General features: G+C 39.4%; 18 protein-coding genes and 1 pseudogene. 13 read left to right on the forward strand and 6 right to left on the reverse strand.

Translation table 11 applies throughout. From position 1 onward, the window contains the following. Positions 1-26 precede the first annotated feature (26 nt). From GXP67_RS03415 to GXP67_RS03430, 5 genes are all read left to right on the forward strand, one after another. On the forward strand, positions 27-1,145 hold the full coding sequence (locus tag GXP67_RS03415) for a glycosyltransferase (RefSeq protein ID WP_197901640.1): 1,119 nt from the start codon (positions 27-29) through the stop codon (positions 1,143-1,145). Beyond that, positions 1,118-1,573: a class I SAM-dependent methyltransferase gene (locus GXP67_RS36885; protein ID WP_232064898.1), complete on the forward strand. Its 456-nt coding sequence runs from the start codon at positions 1,118-1,120 to the stop codon at positions 1,571-1,573. Before GXP67_RS03415 ends, GXP67_RS36885 begins: the two co-directional genes overlap by 28 nt. 180 nt (positions 1,574-1,753) lie before the next feature. Further along, positions 1,754-2,593 (forward strand): polysaccharide deacetylase family protein, encoded by an 840-nt coding sequence (locus GXP67_RS03420; protein WP_162441862.1) that lies wholly within the window; start codon positions 1,754-1,756, stop codon positions 2,591-2,593. A gap of 6 nt (positions 2,594-2,599) precedes the next feature. Continuing rightward, positions 2,600-3,511 carry a glycosyltransferase family 2 protein gene (locus GXP67_RS03425; RefSeq protein ID WP_162441863.1) on the forward strand — a complete coding sequence of 304 codons (912 nt, stop codon included), beginning with the start codon at positions 2,600-2,602 and terminating at the stop codon, positions 3,509-3,511. 11 nt (positions 3,512-3,522) lie between these two features. Continuing rightward, positions 3,523-4,539 (forward strand): glycosyltransferase family 2 protein, encoded by a 1,017-nt coding sequence (locus tag GXP67_RS03430; RefSeq protein ID WP_162441864.1) that lies wholly within the window; start codon positions 3,523-3,525, stop codon positions 4,537-4,539. A 199-nt stretch (positions 4,540-4,738) separates the two neighbouring features. Here the strand turns inward: GXP67_RS03430 and GXP67_RS03435 are convergent, their stop codons facing one another. From GXP67_RS03435 to GXP67_RS03445, 3 genes are read right to left on the reverse strand one after another with little or no spacing between them, the layout of a single operon-like run. Next, on the reverse strand, positions 4,739-5,005 hold the full coding sequence (locus GXP67_RS03435) for a ubiquitin family protein (protein ID WP_162441865.1): 267 nt from the start codon (positions 5,003-5,005) through the stop codon (positions 4,739-4,741). Positions 5,006-5,042: 37 nt separating this feature from the next. Continuing rightward, the gene (locus GXP67_RS03440) at positions 5,043-5,651 is read right to left on the reverse strand and encodes an IS630 family transposase (protein ID WP_232064508.1); all 609 of its coding nucleotides are present in this window, start codon (positions 5,649-5,651) and stop codon (positions 5,043-5,045) included. Positions 5,652-5,656: 5 nt separating this feature from the next. Then, entirely contained in the window at positions 5,657-6,088 is a 432-nt protein-coding gene (locus tag GXP67_RS03445) for a helix-turn-helix domain-containing protein (RefSeq protein ID WP_162441276.1), read from the reverse strand. 571 nt (positions 6,089-6,659) lie between these two features. On the opposite strand from GXP67_RS03445, the gene GXP67_RS03450 reads away from it, so the two are divergent. The 3 genes and pseudogenes from GXP67_RS03450 to GXP67_RS03460 all read left to right on the forward strand — a co-directional run bounded on the left by GXP67_RS03450 (position 6,660) and on the right by GXP67_RS03460 (position 8,549). Then, positions 6,660-7,019 carry a transposase family protein gene (locus tag GXP67_RS03450; protein WP_232064901.1) on the forward strand — a complete coding sequence of 120 codons (360 nt, stop codon included), beginning with the start codon at positions 6,660-6,662 and terminating at the stop codon, positions 7,017-7,019. 21 nt (positions 7,020-7,040) lie between these two features. Further along, a pseudogene (locus GXP67_RS03455) lies at positions 7,041-7,178 on the forward strand (integrase core domain-containing protein); the annotation flags it as partial. A gap of 972 nt (positions 7,179-8,150) precedes the next feature. Then, a complete protein-coding gene (locus GXP67_RS03460; RefSeq protein ID WP_197901642.1) occupies positions 8,151-8,549 on the forward strand; it encodes a response regulator in 399 nt (132 codons plus the stop codon). 713 nt (positions 8,550-9,262) lie between these two features. On the opposite strand, the gene GXP67_RS03465 is transcribed toward GXP67_RS03460, so the two are convergent. The 3 genes from GXP67_RS03465 to GXP67_RS03475 all read right to left on the reverse strand — a co-directional run bounded on the left by GXP67_RS03465 (position 9,263) and on the right by GXP67_RS03475 (position 11,504). After that, the gene (locus tag GXP67_RS03465) at positions 9,263-9,499 is read right to left on the reverse strand and encodes a hypothetical protein (RefSeq protein WP_162441866.1); all 237 of its coding nucleotides are present in this window, start codon (positions 9,497-9,499) and stop codon (positions 9,263-9,265) included. A gap of 350 nt (positions 9,500-9,849) precedes the next feature. Beyond that, positions 9,850-10,821, reverse strand: a complete 972-nt coding sequence (locus tag GXP67_RS03470) for an aldo/keto reductase (RefSeq protein ID WP_162441867.1) — start codon at positions 10,819-10,821, stop codon at positions 9,850-9,852. 203 nt (positions 10,822-11,024) lie between these two features. Beyond that, on the reverse strand, positions 11,025-11,504 hold the full coding sequence (locus GXP67_RS03475; RefSeq protein WP_162441868.1) for a T9SS type A sorting domain-containing protein: 480 nt from the start codon (positions 11,502-11,504) through the stop codon (positions 11,025-11,027). Positions 11,505-11,857: 353 nt separating this feature from the next. Between GXP67_RS03475 and GXP67_RS03480 the strand changes: the two genes are divergently transcribed. The 5 genes from GXP67_RS03480 to GXP67_RS03500 all read left to right on the forward strand — a co-directional run bounded on the left by GXP67_RS03480 (position 11,858) and on the right by GXP67_RS03500 (position 17,475). Then, on the forward strand, positions 11,858-13,174 hold the full coding sequence (locus tag GXP67_RS03480; protein ID WP_162441869.1) for a Gfo/Idh/MocA family protein: 1,317 nt from the start codon (positions 11,858-11,860) through the stop codon (positions 13,172-13,174). Between the two features lie 85 nt (positions 13,175-13,259). After that, positions 13,260-14,603, forward strand: coding sequence for a Gfo/Idh/MocA family protein (locus GXP67_RS03485; protein WP_162441870.1), 1,344 nt, complete (start codon positions 13,260-13,262; stop codon positions 14,601-14,603). 253 nt (positions 14,604-14,856) lie between these two features. Beyond that, a complete protein-coding gene (locus GXP67_RS03490) occupies positions 14,857-15,588 on the forward strand; it encodes a 3-keto-disaccharide hydrolase (protein WP_162447788.1) in 732 nt (243 codons plus the stop codon). A gap of 146 nt (positions 15,589-15,734) precedes the next feature. Then, positions 15,735-16,571, forward strand: a complete 837-nt coding sequence (locus GXP67_RS03495; RefSeq protein ID WP_162441871.1) for a 3-keto-disaccharide hydrolase — start codon at positions 15,735-15,737, stop codon at positions 16,569-16,571. A gap of 106 nt (positions 16,572-16,677) precedes the next feature. Next, positions 16,678-17,475 carry a 3-keto-disaccharide hydrolase gene (locus GXP67_RS03500; protein ID WP_162441872.1) on the forward strand — a complete coding sequence of 266 codons (798 nt, stop codon included), beginning with the start codon at positions 16,678-16,680 and terminating at the stop codon, positions 17,473-17,475. Positions 17,476-17,532 lie beyond the last annotated feature (57 nt).

Raw genomic sequence — 17,532 nt, forward strand, 5'->3', positions numbered from 1 at the left:
TTCCCTGTTTTAACCATGGCAAATATTTGGCAGAAGCTATTGAATGTATTCGTAACCAGACCTATGTACATACGGAGATAATAGTTGTAGACGATGGATCAACAGATACTACAAAAGAAGTAGCAGCTAAATTTTCCAACGTTATGTATGTATATCAGGAAAACCAGGGCCTGTCTGCTGCCAGAAACACTGGAATTAAACATAGTAATGGGGATTTTCTGGTTTTTCTGGATGCAGATGATTTGTTGTACAATTACACTATCGAATATAATCTTCAATACTTACAGAAAAATCCGGAGGCAGCCTTTGTTTCCGGAGCCAGTGACATAACTACTATTGATAAAACAAAACTGGATGAAAAAAAGGAAGATGTTACCTCTGATCACTATCTAAACTTATTGAGAAGTAATTATATTGGTATGCATGGCACAGTTATGTATAGGCAGTATGTATTCAATGAGTTTACATATGATACATCCTTAAAAGCCTGTGAAGATTACGACATATATCTAAGGATTGCCCGCAAATATCCTGTAATTCATCATACAAGAAAGTTAGCGATGTATCGTATGCACAATTACAATATGTCTGCTAATAGTTCACTGATGCTGGAAACAGCTTTGCAGGTTCTCAGGAAACAGGAATCTTCTCTTACCTCAAGCTTAGAAAGAAGAGCTTACAGAGAAGGAATAAAAGGCTATAAGACTTACTATGGTATGCTTCTTTTTCTTCAACTTAAAACAGGTGACATAAAGCCTTCCAAAGAAGCGGTCGCTTTATTAAAAAATAATAATCTTAAATTTTATCTTAGGTATAAATTCGCAGATATAATAGTGAAGAATTTTAAAACTTCCCTCAAGAAAATAATACCTTCTTTTGGTTTACGCTCCTTACATAAGTTGGGTTTCTACAACAGGTTCCGCCCCTCAACCGGAAGGGTAGAGGCAGGAGATTTTTACCGGACCACTCCCTTTAGTACTTCTTTTGGGTATGACAGGGGGGGCCCATTGACCGGTACTATATTGAAAATTTCTTGCAGGCTGAAGCTGGCAGTATTCACGGAAAAGTGCTGGAGATCGGTGATAATGAATATACTCTGCGCTTTGGTAAAAAAAATGTGCAAACCAGCGAAATTCTGCACGTGAATGATAGTAATCCTCATGCGACTATAATCGGTGATTTAAGTGATGCACCTCATATTCCAGAAAATAGTTTTGACTGTATTATACTTACCCAAACCCTTCATTTAGTGTATGATTACAAAGCTGTAATACGTACCTGTTTCAGGGTTTTAAAGCCTGGAGGTACATTACTACTCACAGTGCCTGGGATTACTCCTATTGATTATGGCGAATGGGAAAGTACATGGTACTGGTCTTTTACCGGACGTGCCATAGAGAAAATTTTAGCAGAAGTTTTTCCCACAAATCAAATAAAGATCAACACGTATGGCAATACGTATGTAGCGGCTGCTTTTTTGTATGGAATGGGATTACCAGAATTAAAAAAAGAAATGTTGGAAATTCATGACCCGCATATGCAGGTAATTATTACGGCAAATTCAGTAAAATAGTATAGTATGCGCCTATACCAGTGGATTAAAAATGCTACAAGAACCGCTAAACCCTATCATCTTGTTTTAATGTATCATAGGGTGGCCGAGCCGGCTTTAGATCCTTGGGAACTTGCGGTAAGTGCAAAAAATTTTGAACAGCAATTGCAGGTACTGAAAAAAACAGGAGTAGTAGTTCCGATGAATGTATTAGTTGAACAACTTCATTCAAAATCACTAAAGCCCTTTATTGTCATCTCATTTGATGATGGATACGTAGATAACTATCTGGAAGCAAAGCCTCTTTTAGAGAAATACGAATTGCCTGCCACTTTTTTTATCAGCAACAAACATATTGGAACTACAAAGGCGTTTTGGTGGGACGAATTAGCCTATCTTTTGTTACAAGTGAAATCTCTTCCGGCTACTCTATCGATTCATTTAAACAAAGAGCTAATTATTTATAATTTAAAAGATGATGCGGTGTTAACAGAAGAAAAGTTTCAGAAACACAGGCTTTGGAACTATACATTAACACCCCCAACTCGTAGAGCTGCTCTTTATATAAGCCTATGGAAATTGTTAAGTCCCTTACCCTATGAGGAACAACAAGATTTTCTTGAAGAATTAAAGCGTTGGGCCGGAACACAGCAACAAATAGATGCAAACTATTTTTCAATGTCCGAAAGGCAACTTACCGATTTAGCCGACTGCGAGTTATTTACTGTAGGAGGACACACTGTTTCGCATCTTGCCCTTTCACATCATGCCGTAGAGATACAGCATCAGGAAATAGCTCATAACAAACAGTATTTGGAAGCGGCAACCGGAGAAGAGATTGATACTTTTGCGTATCCTTCCGGAAACTTTAATGAAACTACAGTAAATATATTGAAGCAGCAAGGCTTTAGAAGTGCCTTTACTACCCATCACCAATCAGTCCAAAGCCAGACAGATCCTTTTAGAGTAGGAAGATTTCAAATAGGAAACTGGTCTGGAAAAAAGTTTAATCAAATGCTTTCCCAGTTCTCACATAATTAATATGTTATGAACATTTCTGCTAATCCAAAAGTGTCTATAATAACGTGTTTTTTAAATGTAGGTGAATTCCTACAGGAAGCCATAGAAAGTGTCTTACATCAACAGTACCATAATTGGGAAATGTGGCTTATTGATGATGGGTCTACTGATTGTAGTACTCAGATTGCAAAAGAATATGCCGCTAAGTACACAGATAAAATCATATATTATGAGCATGAGGGGCATCAGAACATTGGTGCCAGTGCCAGCCGAAATATAGGTATTGAACGTTCTACCGGTGAGTTAATTGCTTTTCTGGATGGCGATGATGTATGGTTACCCAACTTGTTAGCAGAGTTAATCAGACTATTACAGCAACATAAGGTTGCAATGGTATGCGAGGCTACAGAATACTGGTATACCTGGAATGAATCTGCTAATCAGAATACTGTAACGCCTGTAGGGGGAGTCCAAGATTGCGTAAATTTGCCGCCGCAGCTTATGCTCGATTTATATCCCTTAGGCAAAGGAGCGGCTCCCTGTATCTGTGGTATGTTAGTCAGGAAGGACGCTTTACAAAAGCATGGAGGATTTGAATCCTGTTTCAAAGGAATGTATGATGATCAGGCTCTTTTAATTAAGTTTTACCTGAATGAAGCAGTTTATATATCATCGGGTTGTCATAATCTGTACCGGCAACGCCCAAATTCTTTAGTACAGTCATCTTTTAAAAGTGGAAGATACTATCAGGACAGAAAGCAATTTCTGGAATGGCTAAAACGCTATTTTACTATAAATAAAATTGAAAATGAGATGATAAATAAAACGTTAAAAAAAGTGCTGTATCCATACCGGTATCCATTCATTTATGCAGTAACCCATACTTTACCTAGAAGGGGAATGACCCTTTTGCGGAAGATAAATCGAAAACTGAGCTAATACGCAGAAATATGGACAAACCTTTGCTAACGGTTTTAATGCCAGTATATAATGCAGAACGATTTTTATATGAGGCAATAGAAAGTGTATTGAATCAGACATTCAGAAATTTTGAATTTTTGATTATTGATGACGGCTCAACAGATGAAAGTGAAACCATTGTTTGTTCATTTTCCGACCCACGTATCCGATTTTATAGGAATGATGGAAACAGGGGAATTACAGAAACATTAAACAGAGGTATTGAATTAGCTAAGGCAGAATATATTGCCCGGATGGACGCAGATGATATTTGTTATGCTGAACGGCTTGAAAAGCAGTATGCCTTTATAAATTCTCATCCAGATGGTGCTCTATTTTCGTGTTGGGCTAAGGAAGTAACAGAAGACAGGCAGCCTATTGGAACTTCACATTTTCCTCCGAACCATTATTATTACAATTTAACTTTTTCGTGTTGGATATATCATCCTACTATGGTATACAGGCGGGATGCCGTTAAGTCGATAGGGAATTATACCATACCCTATTCAGAAGATTATGAATTAGCCTGGCAACTCTCCCGGAAATATAAAATGTACCATTTGCCAGAAGTGTTATTAGAATACCGTGTCAATACTCAGAGTCTGTGGCAGGTAACAAAGAAACAAGAATACAGGGAAACTTTTTTCAAGCAAGTACGAAGAAATATTCTTTATTATATGGATGATTCTTCTATTTCATTAGAGGAATGGCATCTAGTATGCTTAAGTAATTATGATTCTGCAGTGGCAGATGTTAGCATGGATAAATTATTAAGTTGTATAACCCTGTTAGATGCTGTTTCAGAGAGAATACTTATAAAAGAAAACCCAAATAGAGACACAGAGTCTATAAAGGCAGCTGCTAGGAATAAGCGGGAAGATATGATATTATTATTTTCCTCTAAGTTAAATTATTATGAAAGATTAAAATTAATAACCAGCATACGGGGTTGCAATGTATTATACAAGCTCATTCTAAGATGGTTAGTAAAATTGAATATTATATAGATAGTCAAATTATTGAGTGAGTTTAAAATAAATGCATCCACTTCTTGAGGATCCGGATAAGAGTTAGGCTTTACCTCTACCCTTGTTAGCGGACCAAGACCTGTCATGCCATCCCAGACACGCCATTTGGTAGGTCCGCTGATCGCTGTGGAGTTGTTGCCGGTCACGCCTTCCCACTCATATTTTATATTATTACTGACTAGTTTGATATGGTAGTTGCCCTCAGTGACTGTTCTGCCTTCATCATCTTTACTATCCCAGTTGCCTGTGTGGCTGCCGGCATTATAGGATACGCTATCCAGAGCGATTTGATAAGGGTACCATCTGCTTTGTACACCCCTGTACTTGTGCGTGCACTATTGGTAAGGTTAGAGGATTTCTGACTCAGGGCTATATTAGGGAAGGCACAGAGGCCTATCAGCAAAATACCTATCAGATACCCTGCAAGTCTCTTCTTGACGATCATTATACTTAAAGTATATATTTTAAAAGTGTATAAGTAATTAAACACAATTAAGTATAATATTTTCATCTACTTCAAGTTTTTTAAAATCAAGTTTAAAGTAAGTACCCAATCCTGAAAAGATGGTATAAAGTGCCTCCTTAAGCGCTTCTACAGACAGATAGTCTTCGGCTTTGAGCCAATGATATTTCACCTGCTTCCAAAATCGTTCGATCCTGTTAAGATGAGGACTATACTTAGGCAGCAAAAAGATGTATAATCCTTTCTGTTCCCATTCTTCTTTTTTGACTTCCCATAGGCCACATGTATGCCAGGAGGCGTTGTCTAAGACTATGACAGTAAACTTGGAAATAGATGTTGAGAAGGCCTCTACACATTCAATGATAAAGTCAGCGTTTAGACTCCCACTTTTCTGATAAGTAAGCAACTCATTATTTGTACTTAACAAGCCAAATACATTTATCCTTGTACTTCTTTGGGATAAAATAGGGGCGTGTTCGCCTTTTTTGATCCATCCATAAGGTACACAAGGGGTAAGGCAAAACCCTGATTCGTCTCCAAAATATAAATCTATACTGCCTGTCTGTGCCAAATAAAGCAAAGCATGTAATCGCTTGACTTTCTGCTCATATGCTTCTTTGTTTTGCAATGGCTTTATCCATTTACGGAAACGTTTCCATCGGTAGTCAATTTTTTTAAAAACCGCTTCAAGGTCATCTCACTCATAGCCGTGCCTAATTTAGCTTCTATCTCTCGCTTAGCTAATTTAAGTTGTTGTTTTTCTTTCTCTATGCTATTTTCCACTACTTCAACATGGGTAGCATTACTGGTAGTAAGGATGGGTTTTCTGCCTTTCCCTTTTTGGTTCTTTAACCCTACCACACCTGTTTTCTCAAAGCGATCAAACCACTTATAAATACTTAACTGACTTACTTGAAAAATGCTTGCTAACTTCTGTACTTGATAGCCTTGATTGGATAACAGTATACATTGGCAACGGTTACGTTCCTGATAACTTTTACTATCTTTATGAATCTTCTCTAAGTCTTGTTTTTGCTTGTCTGTAATCTTCTTGATATAACGCATAAGCAAAGATACAATTTGCCAAAATCTTATACTTAATTGTGTACTCTTACTTATATGGCCAGTATCTATCAAAACCTACAGACCGACAAGCAATACAAAGCCGCCTGTGGGCTAAGTTTATCCGAATTTGAAAGTCTTTTTCTGATTTTCGACACATTGTATTTTGCAAAGACAGCAAATCCTTATCTAACAGATAAACAACCCCTCCTAACTGATAAAAGGGAGGCCCTGTTTTTTGTTTTGCATTACTTCAAATCCTATCCTACGCTGGAGAATATGGGACTTTACTTCGGCTTTTCTGTTTTTAGCGTTGTCAGTATCTGGAACGCTTAAAACCTGTCTTAAAAACGGCCCTAAGCCAAAAGCAAGACACCAAAGCCGTCCTTTTCAAAGACCAGTCAGCTTTTGATAAAGCCTTTGAAAATGTGGATGAAATCTATGTCGATGTAACAGAAATACCCGTTGAAAGACCTCAAGATAAGCAAATGTAAGCAAGTAAATATAGCGGTAAAAAAAAACACATGCCCTCAAATGGCTCCTGATTTGTGATAAAAACAAGCGTATCCTCTTTGTGAGTAGCTGCTATGGCGGTAAAGTGCATGATTTTACAATTTTCAAAGAACTATGTACCGGTTTTGATTTTTCTAAGATGAAAGTTTACGTGGATTTAGGCTTTCTAGGGATAAAAAAAGTTATAAAATACAAGCAGTTATTTATTCCCCATAAAGCCTCAAAAAAACATCCGCTTACCCGGGATCAAAAAGAGGCAAATTGTACTTATTCAAAAACAAGGGTAGGTATTGAAAACGCAATAGCCAAGATAAAATCGTTTTTCATACTCAGAAGTAAAAACAGGATAAGAATTGCCAATAAATTAAATGATACCATCGGAATATGTTCATTGCTTTCAAACTTTAAATTAATGCACTGATTATCACCTAATAAAAACTCTAATAAAGTTACTTTAGACTTTTCAAGACCTGGAAAACCCACATATAACCCCTTTATTGAATCTTTTAATGGCAGTTTCCGGGATGAGTGTTTAAATATTCACTGGTTCTTATCATTAGAAGATGCCAAAGAAAAAATATAATTAATAAAACCAAATTTTACCATATATTCATATTAATTTATCACAAAAAAGTACAATTTAATTTACCATAAATTTTATTATTTAGATACATTATATCAATAAAGTACAAAACGATTCTATCGCTGGTAGGTCAACAATAAAAGCCTTATTTCGCAAGATTTAGGGCTTTTTTGTGTTATGTGTAAGTTAGCGGTAAAGTAAAATATTACAAAGTGAGTTTAAACAGGTTAAGAAAGTAGTTTAAATAGTATTATTAATTTTTCTTACCTATTAATTACCATATGTGCCTTTATAGCTAGAGTTGGTAGAGCAGTTGACTCTTAATCAGCGAGTCGAGAGGTTGAAGATCAACAGGGTCACAGCATTTCTATGGACTATAAGCCTAGTGCTTGGATACATTTAGGAAGCTTTTTTATTGTAGTGCTCAATTTTTACAATTTTGTATCTGACTTTAAAATAAACTGGTTCGCTATTGTGATCCCAAACAATGGCACGCTTACCCGTTGTAGGGTGCTTGAGATAAACTTTATACCAGGTACCTCCTTTCCAGGCTCGATACCATTTAATGCTTTCTAACAGCTGCATACTCTTTTTTTGCTTACTATATCCAAGTAGATATATTTCTTTTTTTTAATAATGATTCAGTTATAGTATCTGAATATACGCTATTGATGCCTAAAAGTGGTTTCCTTTTCGATCAATGATAGATGTAGGGCTACAAAATACGTAAGTGCATTGGTATTAAGGTAAGAGGCCTCATACTTTAGGAGAGGCTATTTAATTTATATATATCTTTACTGCCTACAACTCTTTTCAAGCAAATACGTTTGTCTGCTTTACTTACTACTCTGTTACTTTTTTACAAAAAAAATAGCTAGTAAGCTAATTAGATAATCATAAGAAATAATTTTGCAGCTTTTTGATATGGCTGGTATTGTCTTTACGTGTAAACACTATACCACCATTGCTATGACAACGCACTACCCATTTAAAAACATTTTACTTGTAGATGATGATGAAATAAGTACGCTTATATCCTCTACCCTGCTCAAGCACGCAAAGCTTGCCACTCAGATACAAAGTGTATATAATGGTAAGGAAGCTATAGAGTATCTGACAAAAGAATGTTCAGAAAATAAGTTTTGCCCCTCCTTGCTATTTTTAGATCTAAACATGCCAGTGATGGATGGCTTTGAATTCTTAGAAGCCTATACCCATAATGAGCGGCTAAGTCAAATGGATTTATCTATTGTTGTTCTTACTTCATCAGCGCACTCAAAAGACAAAGAAAAAGTAAGTCAATATCCTATTAAAGGTTTTATTACTAAACCCATTACTCCAGAAAAGATTCAGGCTATATTCAGCTGATACTTTTCCAATAGGAAGCTCTTTATTTATTTTCTGTTTCTCATTGAGTCCATGTACACTTCAGTTTCAACTGCATGATGCTGATAGTGTTCTCTCGATTGGGCTACAGTGCTTTTGCTTACTAAAATAAGATTTTTAGAGATACCTATTTGTTGCTCTACCCGCTTAAATAGGTTATCCATATACTCAGAAGTTAATTTTGAGTGCCTCTCCATGCCTGTACAGTTTAATCATCTATATAAAAATAACGGATAGCTATATATCCAATAAGGTATTAATCTCTCATTACTGACGAACAAATACTTAAAAATAGTCTCCCATACTAACGGAAAGCAAAACAAAAAGCCTCAGCAACACTGAGGTCTTTTGTGAACGGACCAAGCTAGCTGACTGATCCGTTGCTGATGCTTACTTAGCTTGATAGGGATTCTGACTATCACTAGAAAGTTACCCTCTTTTCACACAGAAGGAATTAAAACAAAATTAAATAATGATATGATTGGATTAAAATATGATTAATTTTCTAAGCAGTTGTTAAATTCAGTAAAATCCAAAATGGTCTAAATGTGTTAAAGAATGTACGAATAGTATTAAAAAATACTGACAAAAAACAGTACAATGATTCCTGCACTATTGATCATTTGCAAAAGAAAGTTCCTAATTTCCAATATTTATTGGTATTCTTCTTTTCTTGTTTTCTTTGTTAATCAACCTTAGAAAAGTTTATTACCCTGGCCAGCATGGTACAGATAATAAGCAGGCCCATACTGACAATGGCAGGCTGCAACCAGAAATAGTGGGTTAAGCCACTGCTGCACAAGTATCCGGATAATAACAATAATGCCAGTAAATAAAGAATAGGTCCAGGCCCAGTATTTGTCCTGATAGATATTGAATTCACAAGCCCAATTCCAAGTAGGTCTGATAAGTAATCCACCCAGGGTAATCATAGGAAAGAGACCATTAAAAACAAGCAGAATTATGCCAGGAATCAGATAGGTATTGAAAGGGGTTGCCTGTAGTCATTCTATAGGTATTTCTAAAGCTGTACCCTGAGGATATAAAATAAGCATCACTCCACCTGCTATTGCATTCAATCCAAGCAATAGATGGAGAAATAAACGTAGATATAGTTCGGGAGGGCATTGCATCTATTTCTTTTGTAATTGAAAAATAAACTTACCAGTCTAAACTTAAACCAACTGATTCTTATCAACTTAGCCTGTTATAAATTCTCTAACAAAAATAAAACCTGCACTTTTGTAGCGCAGGTTTTCATACCATCTTTTACATATCTGTTCTATTGTGACCACGCGGTAGGCTCTCTATCCCAGCGGTGCGCTTTTAGTTGTTGCAATACATCTTTAGATAATCCTTTACCGTCACTGGCGGCAATATTCGATTTTACATGTGGCTCTTTCCGCATTCCCGGAATGGTGGTATGTACGTGTTTGTTACTCAGAATAAAACGAAGTGCCATTTCGGGCATACTCATTCCATTTGGCAACAAAGGTTTTAGCTGATCAGCATGATCAACACTCGAATGGAGATTTTCCGGAACAAAATAGGTACTGCGCCAGTCGTCCTTGGGAAATACGGTGTCTTTGGTAAGGGTGCCGGTTAATGTACCTTCGTCGAAAGGAACCCTGGCTATAATACCAATGTCGAGTTTTTCACACAAAGGGAATAATTCATCTTCCGGAGCCTGATCAAAAATATTGTAAATTACCTGCACAGCATCAACAAAACCGGTTTTGAGTGAAGCCAGGCAATTTTCAGGCTCCCATCGGTTCACACTAATCCCCATCGCCTGAATTTTACCTTCCTGCTTCAGCTTTTCTACCGCCCGTTGCCAGCGTTCATCGGTAGCCCAGCTATCTTCCCACACATGAAACTGCTGCAGGTCTATGGTTTCTACGCCCAGGTTTTTCAGGCTTTTTTCTGTATATTCCACAATATGTTCCGGTGGAAAACATTCATCTAAGGTATAGCCACGTCTGGAAGGCCATTTAAAGTTTTTAGGGGGAATTTTAGTAGCCAGGTACAATTGCTTGCCTGGATACCGCTTGAGTATTTTGCCCAGAATCTGCTCACTTCTCCCACTCCCATAGCCCCAGGCCGTATCAAAAAAATTGCATCCCAGCTCTACCGCTATATCCAGGGACCGCTCCGACTCCTTATCGTCGGAACCTGTCCATCCGGCAAGGCCCCACATGCCATAGCCTATTTCACTTACTTTCCAGTTGGTTCGTCCAAATCTTCTATATTCCATATAATACTTGTTAAGGTGGTTAAATAAACAGGCAAAGGAAGGAAATAAAATGATTTGTTGTCACTTACCAGGAAAAAATTAAAATCAGGGGCAAGCAATTTTAGTAAAAACTGGTGCTCCGGTATTACTTACCGTCATCCGCCAGCAGGAACCATCCGGAGATTATATAAAGTATGGAAAAACGATAAGAAAGTGGGAACAGATTATTTTATCTTATTGATACGGAAATTCTTGTTGACTTTTTTGTCATGGCTGATGATAGCCAAGATATAGGAGCCTGTAGTAAGTTCGCGTACATCTATTTCTGTTTCGCCCATAATTGAAAATGCATTTACCAGCTCTCCTTTCATAGTCCGGATGGTAGCTGTATAGCGCTCTGAAGGGTCTGCCGCTATATGTAGCACATCCTGTGTCGGATTAGGAAAAACAGATAACTCGATATCCGCCAGTTTTCCAGCAGATTCACGTGCCATGGGAAGCACAAGCAGATTACTTTGCTGGTAGCCACTATTGATAATTAAGTGCGGCGAACTGCCTCGTATTGCAGCAGGTTGATCAATAGGCCAGGATAAGTTAAGGGTGCTATTGGTCGAGTTTCTGCCTCCGCTACCGCTTACTGTCTGCCCTCTTGCTAGCGGTACCAGACATACAAAAACTATTATATACAGTAAAATTTTTGTCATACAGGCGGGGTTTATGAAAGCAAGTTCAGTAAAAGTGGTGAGGAAAAAAATACCTAATTTCCGGTATTTTTTATAAAATTTTCTTCAGTTTAAACATACTAAGACGGGTAGAGTACTGTACTATTTTTCAGCAGCATATATAACCGTCAGCGGATAAAACAGATTAGTAGATGACTTACTCAAACTATATTTTTACTCCTGTTTCTTCCTGTTTAATGCTAATGAAAAACAGGGCTTACTCAATTTGAATATCACTTTTAAAACAAAAAATATAATAATATATTTAGGATTTGATAAGCAGGATTATTCTTTCAAGTGCAGATAATCTGTTTTCACCTAAACCATTTTCAATTATGGCAGCCCCCTCACGCCGTTCCTTTCTTATTCAATCTTCTACCTTACTGGCTGGTGCTGGGTTAGCTACTATTCCTGTTACACAGACACAGGCTGAGCCTGCCGCCGGAAAAATCAATATTGCCCTGATTGGCTGCAAAAATATGGGCTGGGCTAACCTTACCTCCATACTTAAATTGCCGGATGTAGAATGTCTGGCGCTTTGTGATGTGGATGATTCTGTGCTCAACAGCCGGGCGGCTGAACTGGAGAAAAAGACCGGAAAAAAAGTGGCTTTGTATAAGGATTTTCGCAAACTGCTCGAACGTAAGGATATTCAGGCTGTCATTATCGGTACGCCGGATCACTGGCATGCCCTGCAAACTATGTATGCCTGTGAAGCCGGAAAAGATGTATATGTGGAAAAACCTCTTGCCAATTCGATTGAAGAATGCCTGGCTATGGTAGCCGCTGCCAGAAAATACAACCGGGTGGTACAGGTAGGTCAGTGGCAACGCAGCGGACCGCATTTTGATGAAGCCCTCACCTATGCTACATCCGGCAAACTGGGTAAAATCCGAACCGTGAAAGCATGGGCGTATATGGGCTATGGCAAAGAATTTCCACCAGTACCAGATGAACCCGTTCCGGCTGGGGTAGATTATAAAATGTGGCTGGGCCCGGCACCTGACCGGCCATTCAATAAAAACCGCTTTCATGGCAGTTTCCGCTATTTCTGGGACTATGCCGGCGGCCTGATGACCGACTGGGGTGTGCATATGATTGACATGGGTTTGAAAGGAATGAAGGTAAGTACTCCTAAATCAGTGCAGTCGCTGGGCGGTAAACTGGGCTTCCCTGAACATGCCGATGAAACGCCTGATACCATGCAAACAGTGTATGAATTTGACGGATTTACGCTGCTCTGGGAACAAGCCAAAGGGATTGCCCGTGGACCGTATGATAGAGATCATGGGGTGGCGTTTATTGGAAATTTAGGAACCATGGTTGCTGACCGGAGTAAATGGGAAGTGTTCCCGGAAGTAGAAAATGGTAAATACCTCACTGATATGATGCCGCCCCATCCGGTTCAGGGAAATACCCTTGATTTGCATACCAAAAACTTTGTTGATTGTATTAAAAGCCGGCAAAAGCCCAATGGCGATGTAGAAATAGGCGCACATACTGCCATTTGTGCCCAACTGGGCAATATTTCCCACCGCCTGGGCAGAAAGATATTCTGGGATTCTGCAAAAAATGTAATCGTAAATGATCCCAAAGCCGAGGAGATGGCCAAAGCACATTACCATAATGGATGGCAGCTGCCAAAAGTGTAAAATTCACCCGTAAAAATTCATCTTACTACAAATTTCTGTACATTTAAGGCTTCTTAATAATTTATAATTTTATCCTGTTAAGATTATGGAAAATTTCTCCAGACGACAATTTTTAGCCAGTTCTTCCAAACTTGCCGCTGGTGCCGGGCTGGCTTCCCTGCCGGTAGTAGATGCCCTGGCCGATAATCCGAAGAAAAAAACGGCCGCCAATGATAAAGTGCAGATTGCCTTGATCGGTTGTAATGGGATGGGCTGGTCAAATCTAAATTCTCATCTGAAACTGCCCGAAGTGGAAGTTGTAGGCTTATGTGATGTAGATAACAATGTACTCACCCGCCGTTCGGCAGAACTGGAAAAAATGACCGGCAAAAAAGTAACTCAATACAAAGACTTCCGCAAGGTGCTGGAAAACAAAGATGTAGATGCGGTCATTATTGCTACCCCCGATCACTGGCACTGCCTCACCATGGTAAATGCCTGTGAAGCCGGAAAAGATGTATATGTAGAAAAACCTCTGGCTAACTCTGTAGAAGAATGCCAGGTGATGATGGATGCGGCCAAAAAATATAACAAAGTGGTACAGGTAGGCCAATGGCAGCGAAGTGGTCCGCACTGGCAAAAGGCCATAGACTATGTGCAGTCTGGTAAGCTGGGTAAAATCAGGCTGGTAAAATCATGGGCCTATATGGGCTGGATGAAAGAAATACAACCAAAACCAGATGGGCCGGCACCAGCAGGCGTAGATTATGATATGTGGCTGGGACCTGCAGAAAAGCGGCCATTTAACCCCAATCGCTTTCACTTTAATTTCCGCTGGTACTGGGATTATGCCGGCGGCCTGATGACCGACTGGGGTGTTCACCTGATTGATATGGTACTCTATGGCATGAAAGCCGCAGGTCCAAAATCAGTGGTATCGATGGGCGGAAAGTTTGCCTATCCAACTGGTGCCATGGAAACTCCGGATACACAGCAAGCCATTTATGAGTTTGACGATTTCTCGATGATCTGGGAACATGCCGTTGGTATTAATATCGGTCCCTATAACCGCGATCATGGCGTGGCGTTTATCGGAAACCTGGGTACGCTGGTGGTAGACAGAGCAAAATGGGAAGTATTTCCGGAAATAGAAAACAACGAATACAAAACAGCCGCTATTCCGGTGCAAGCCAGAGGAGGTGCCGACGGAGGGCTGGACAGCCATACTAAAAATTTCATCGAATGTATTAAAACCCGTCAGAAACCCAATTGTGATGTATGGACCGCTGCCAATACGGCTATCAATGCGCACCTGGGTAATATTGCCTTCAAAACCGGACGCAAAGTATACTGGGATGCCGAAAAACAACAGTTTAAAGACGATCCCAAAGCCAATGAACTGTTAAAGGCGAATTATCACAATGGCTGGAAACTGCCGCTCATGAGTTAGATTAGTGAATAGTCAGTGGTGAATGGTCTGTTAGGCATCAACACAAATATATTTAAGTATTGAACTACTATTTTGCTATGAATTCACAACATTGCCCAATGACTGTTGACTAATGCTTAGTAAGTAATGAATTTTTCTTAAAAATTTGAACACTTAATCCTTTACCTAATAACCTATGTATTTACATTTTTTTAACAAGAGAAATCTGTCCTGTTTATTATTTACCCTTTGCAGTGCTGGTAGTTTTCAAAGTATGGGCCAGAACCAAAGTCAGGGCCAGGTACCCCAACCTATGCCCATGAAGCCTGAAATGACTGAATTCTGGGAACCGCAGGTTAAGGTAGTTACGCCTGGAGCCATGGCCAGTAATCAGCTCATGCCTCCTCCATCGGATGCCGTTGTGTTATTCGATGGAAAAGATCTTTCCAAGTGGAAAGGCAAAGATGGGGAAGCTAAATGGAAAGTAGCGGATGGCGTATTTACCGTAAACAAAGGCACCGGCGATATTGAAACCAAAGAAACTTTTGAAGATTATCAGCTGCACATCGAATGGCGTATCCCACAGGATATTCAGGGACAAAGCCAGGGAAGGGGCAATAGTGGTATATTCATGCAAGGTATTTATGAACTGCAGGTATTAGATAATTACAATAACCGCACCTATGCCAATGGCCAGGCAGGCAGTATCTACAAACAAACACCTCCCCTGGTAAATGCCATGCGTAAACCTGGTGAATGGAACGTATATGATGTTATTTACACGGCACCACGCTTTAAGGAAGATGGTTCGCTAATTACTCCAGCCAGAATCACGGTATTACACAATGGCGTACTGGTACAGAATAATTTTGAAATCAGGGGCGATACGCCTTATATCGGCTTGCCTAAATATACCAAACATGGCAAAGGTCCCATCAAACTACAGGATCATGGCGACCCCAGCAAACCCATTAGTTTCCGCAATATCTGGATTAGAAACTTATAGAGAAAGCCTGCTTAAATTCAGCCTGTCTTACTTATTATAGTATATCAGAAGAAATTCAACACTCTTTTGTTAAGGTATAATAAGTAAGACAAGTGCAGTCATTTTTATCATTCTACAACAGTTCACTTATATTCTTATTTGAAAGCATGTATAAACCAATATCCTTTGTAAAACCAATTCTGTCCCTGATTGGCTTATCTCTTTTTTCCTTCGCCCATGCCCAGAATCAACAGGCACAGGTACCGGAACCCATGCCCATGAAACCCCAGATGACCGAGTTCTGGGAACCAGAAGTAAAAGTAATTACACCTGGCGCCATGCCCGCCAACCAGATGATGCCTCCTCCTTCGGATGCCATTGTGTTATTCGATGGCAAAGACCTCTCAAAGTGGAGAAGCAAAAAAGATGGCGGCGAAGCCAAATGGAAAGTAGAAAATGGCGTATTTACGGTAGCAAAAGGCACAGGCGACATTTCTACCAAGCAAAAGTTTGAAGATTACCAGTTGCATATTGAATGGCAGATTCCATCCGATATTCAGGGGCAAAGCCAGGCACGAGGCAACAGCGGCGTATTTTTGCAGGACCCCAGTGAGGAAGTAAAACAACCCAGCGATTACTGGTACGAAGTACAGGTATTAGATAACTATAACAACCGTACCTATGCCAATGGCCAGGCCGGTAGCCTTTACAAACAAAAAACACCTTTGGTAAACGCTATGCGTAAGCCGGGAGAGTGGAATGTATATGATATTATCTATACGGCTCCCCGTTTTAAAGAGGATGGTAGTTTGTTCTCACCAGCCAGGGTTACAGTCATTCACAATGGTGTACTGGTACAGAATAATGCAGAGATAAGAGGACATACAGCATATATTGGCATTCCTTTTTACAAAAAGCATGGCAAAGCGCCTATCACTTTACAGGATCATGGCGACCCCAGCAAACCCATCAGTTTCCGTAATATCTGGCTAAGGGAACTATAATCAATTTATTCAGGCAGGTTTGAATGGAAAATTAACATTCAAACCTGTTTCTTTTTAGAACAAACGTATCTAACACATTGAACCCTATTTTAACGCTGTTCCAATCATGCATAAACACATATCTCTGCTAAAACCATTTTTTTTACTTTCTGGACTGGCATTTTTCACCGGTGCATATGCCCAGAACCAGCAGGCACAGGTACCGGAACCCATGCCCATGAAATCTCAGATGACAGAATATTATGAGCCGGTTCCGAAAGTGGTAACGCCAGGTGCTGTACCCAGCAATTGGGTAGTTCCTCCCCCATCGGATGCGATGGTATTATTCGATGGAAAAGATTTGTCTAAGTGGAAAGGCAAAGATGGAGAAGCCAAGTGGACCGTATCTGACGGCGTATTTACAGTGGTAAAAGGTACCGGCGATATTGAAACCAAAGAAACCTTTGAAGATTATCAGTTGCATATTGAATTTAAAATACCAGTCGATATTCAGGGGGAAGGCCAGTACAGGGGCAATAGTGGTATATTTATGCAGGGTATTTATGAAGTGCAGTTACTGGATTCGTATAATAACCGCACCTATGTAAACGGCCAGGCAGGCAGTATTTACAAACAATCGCCTCCGCTTGTGAATGCCATGCGCAAGCCAGGAGAGTGGAATGTATATGATATTATTTATACGGCACCACGTTTTAAGGAAGATGGCTCTTTACACTCTCCAGCCCGGATTACGGTGATCCAGAATGGCATTGTGATTCAGAATAACTTTACGCTCACTGGAAATACCCCGAATGTGGGTTTGCCTAAATACACCAAACATGGCAAAGGTCCCATAAAATTGCAGGACCATAATGATCCCAGCAAACCGATCAGTTTCCGTAATATCTGGATCAGAAATCTGTAATACTTATAATTGATCATCCAATAAAATGGCGTAGTCAGTCTGGTTACGCTATTTTTT

Source organism: Rhodocytophaga rosea (assembly GCF_010119975.1).
GTDB classification, from domain to species: domain Bacteria; phylum Bacteroidota; class Bacteroidia; order Cytophagales; family 172606-1; genus Rhodocytophaga; species Rhodocytophaga rosea.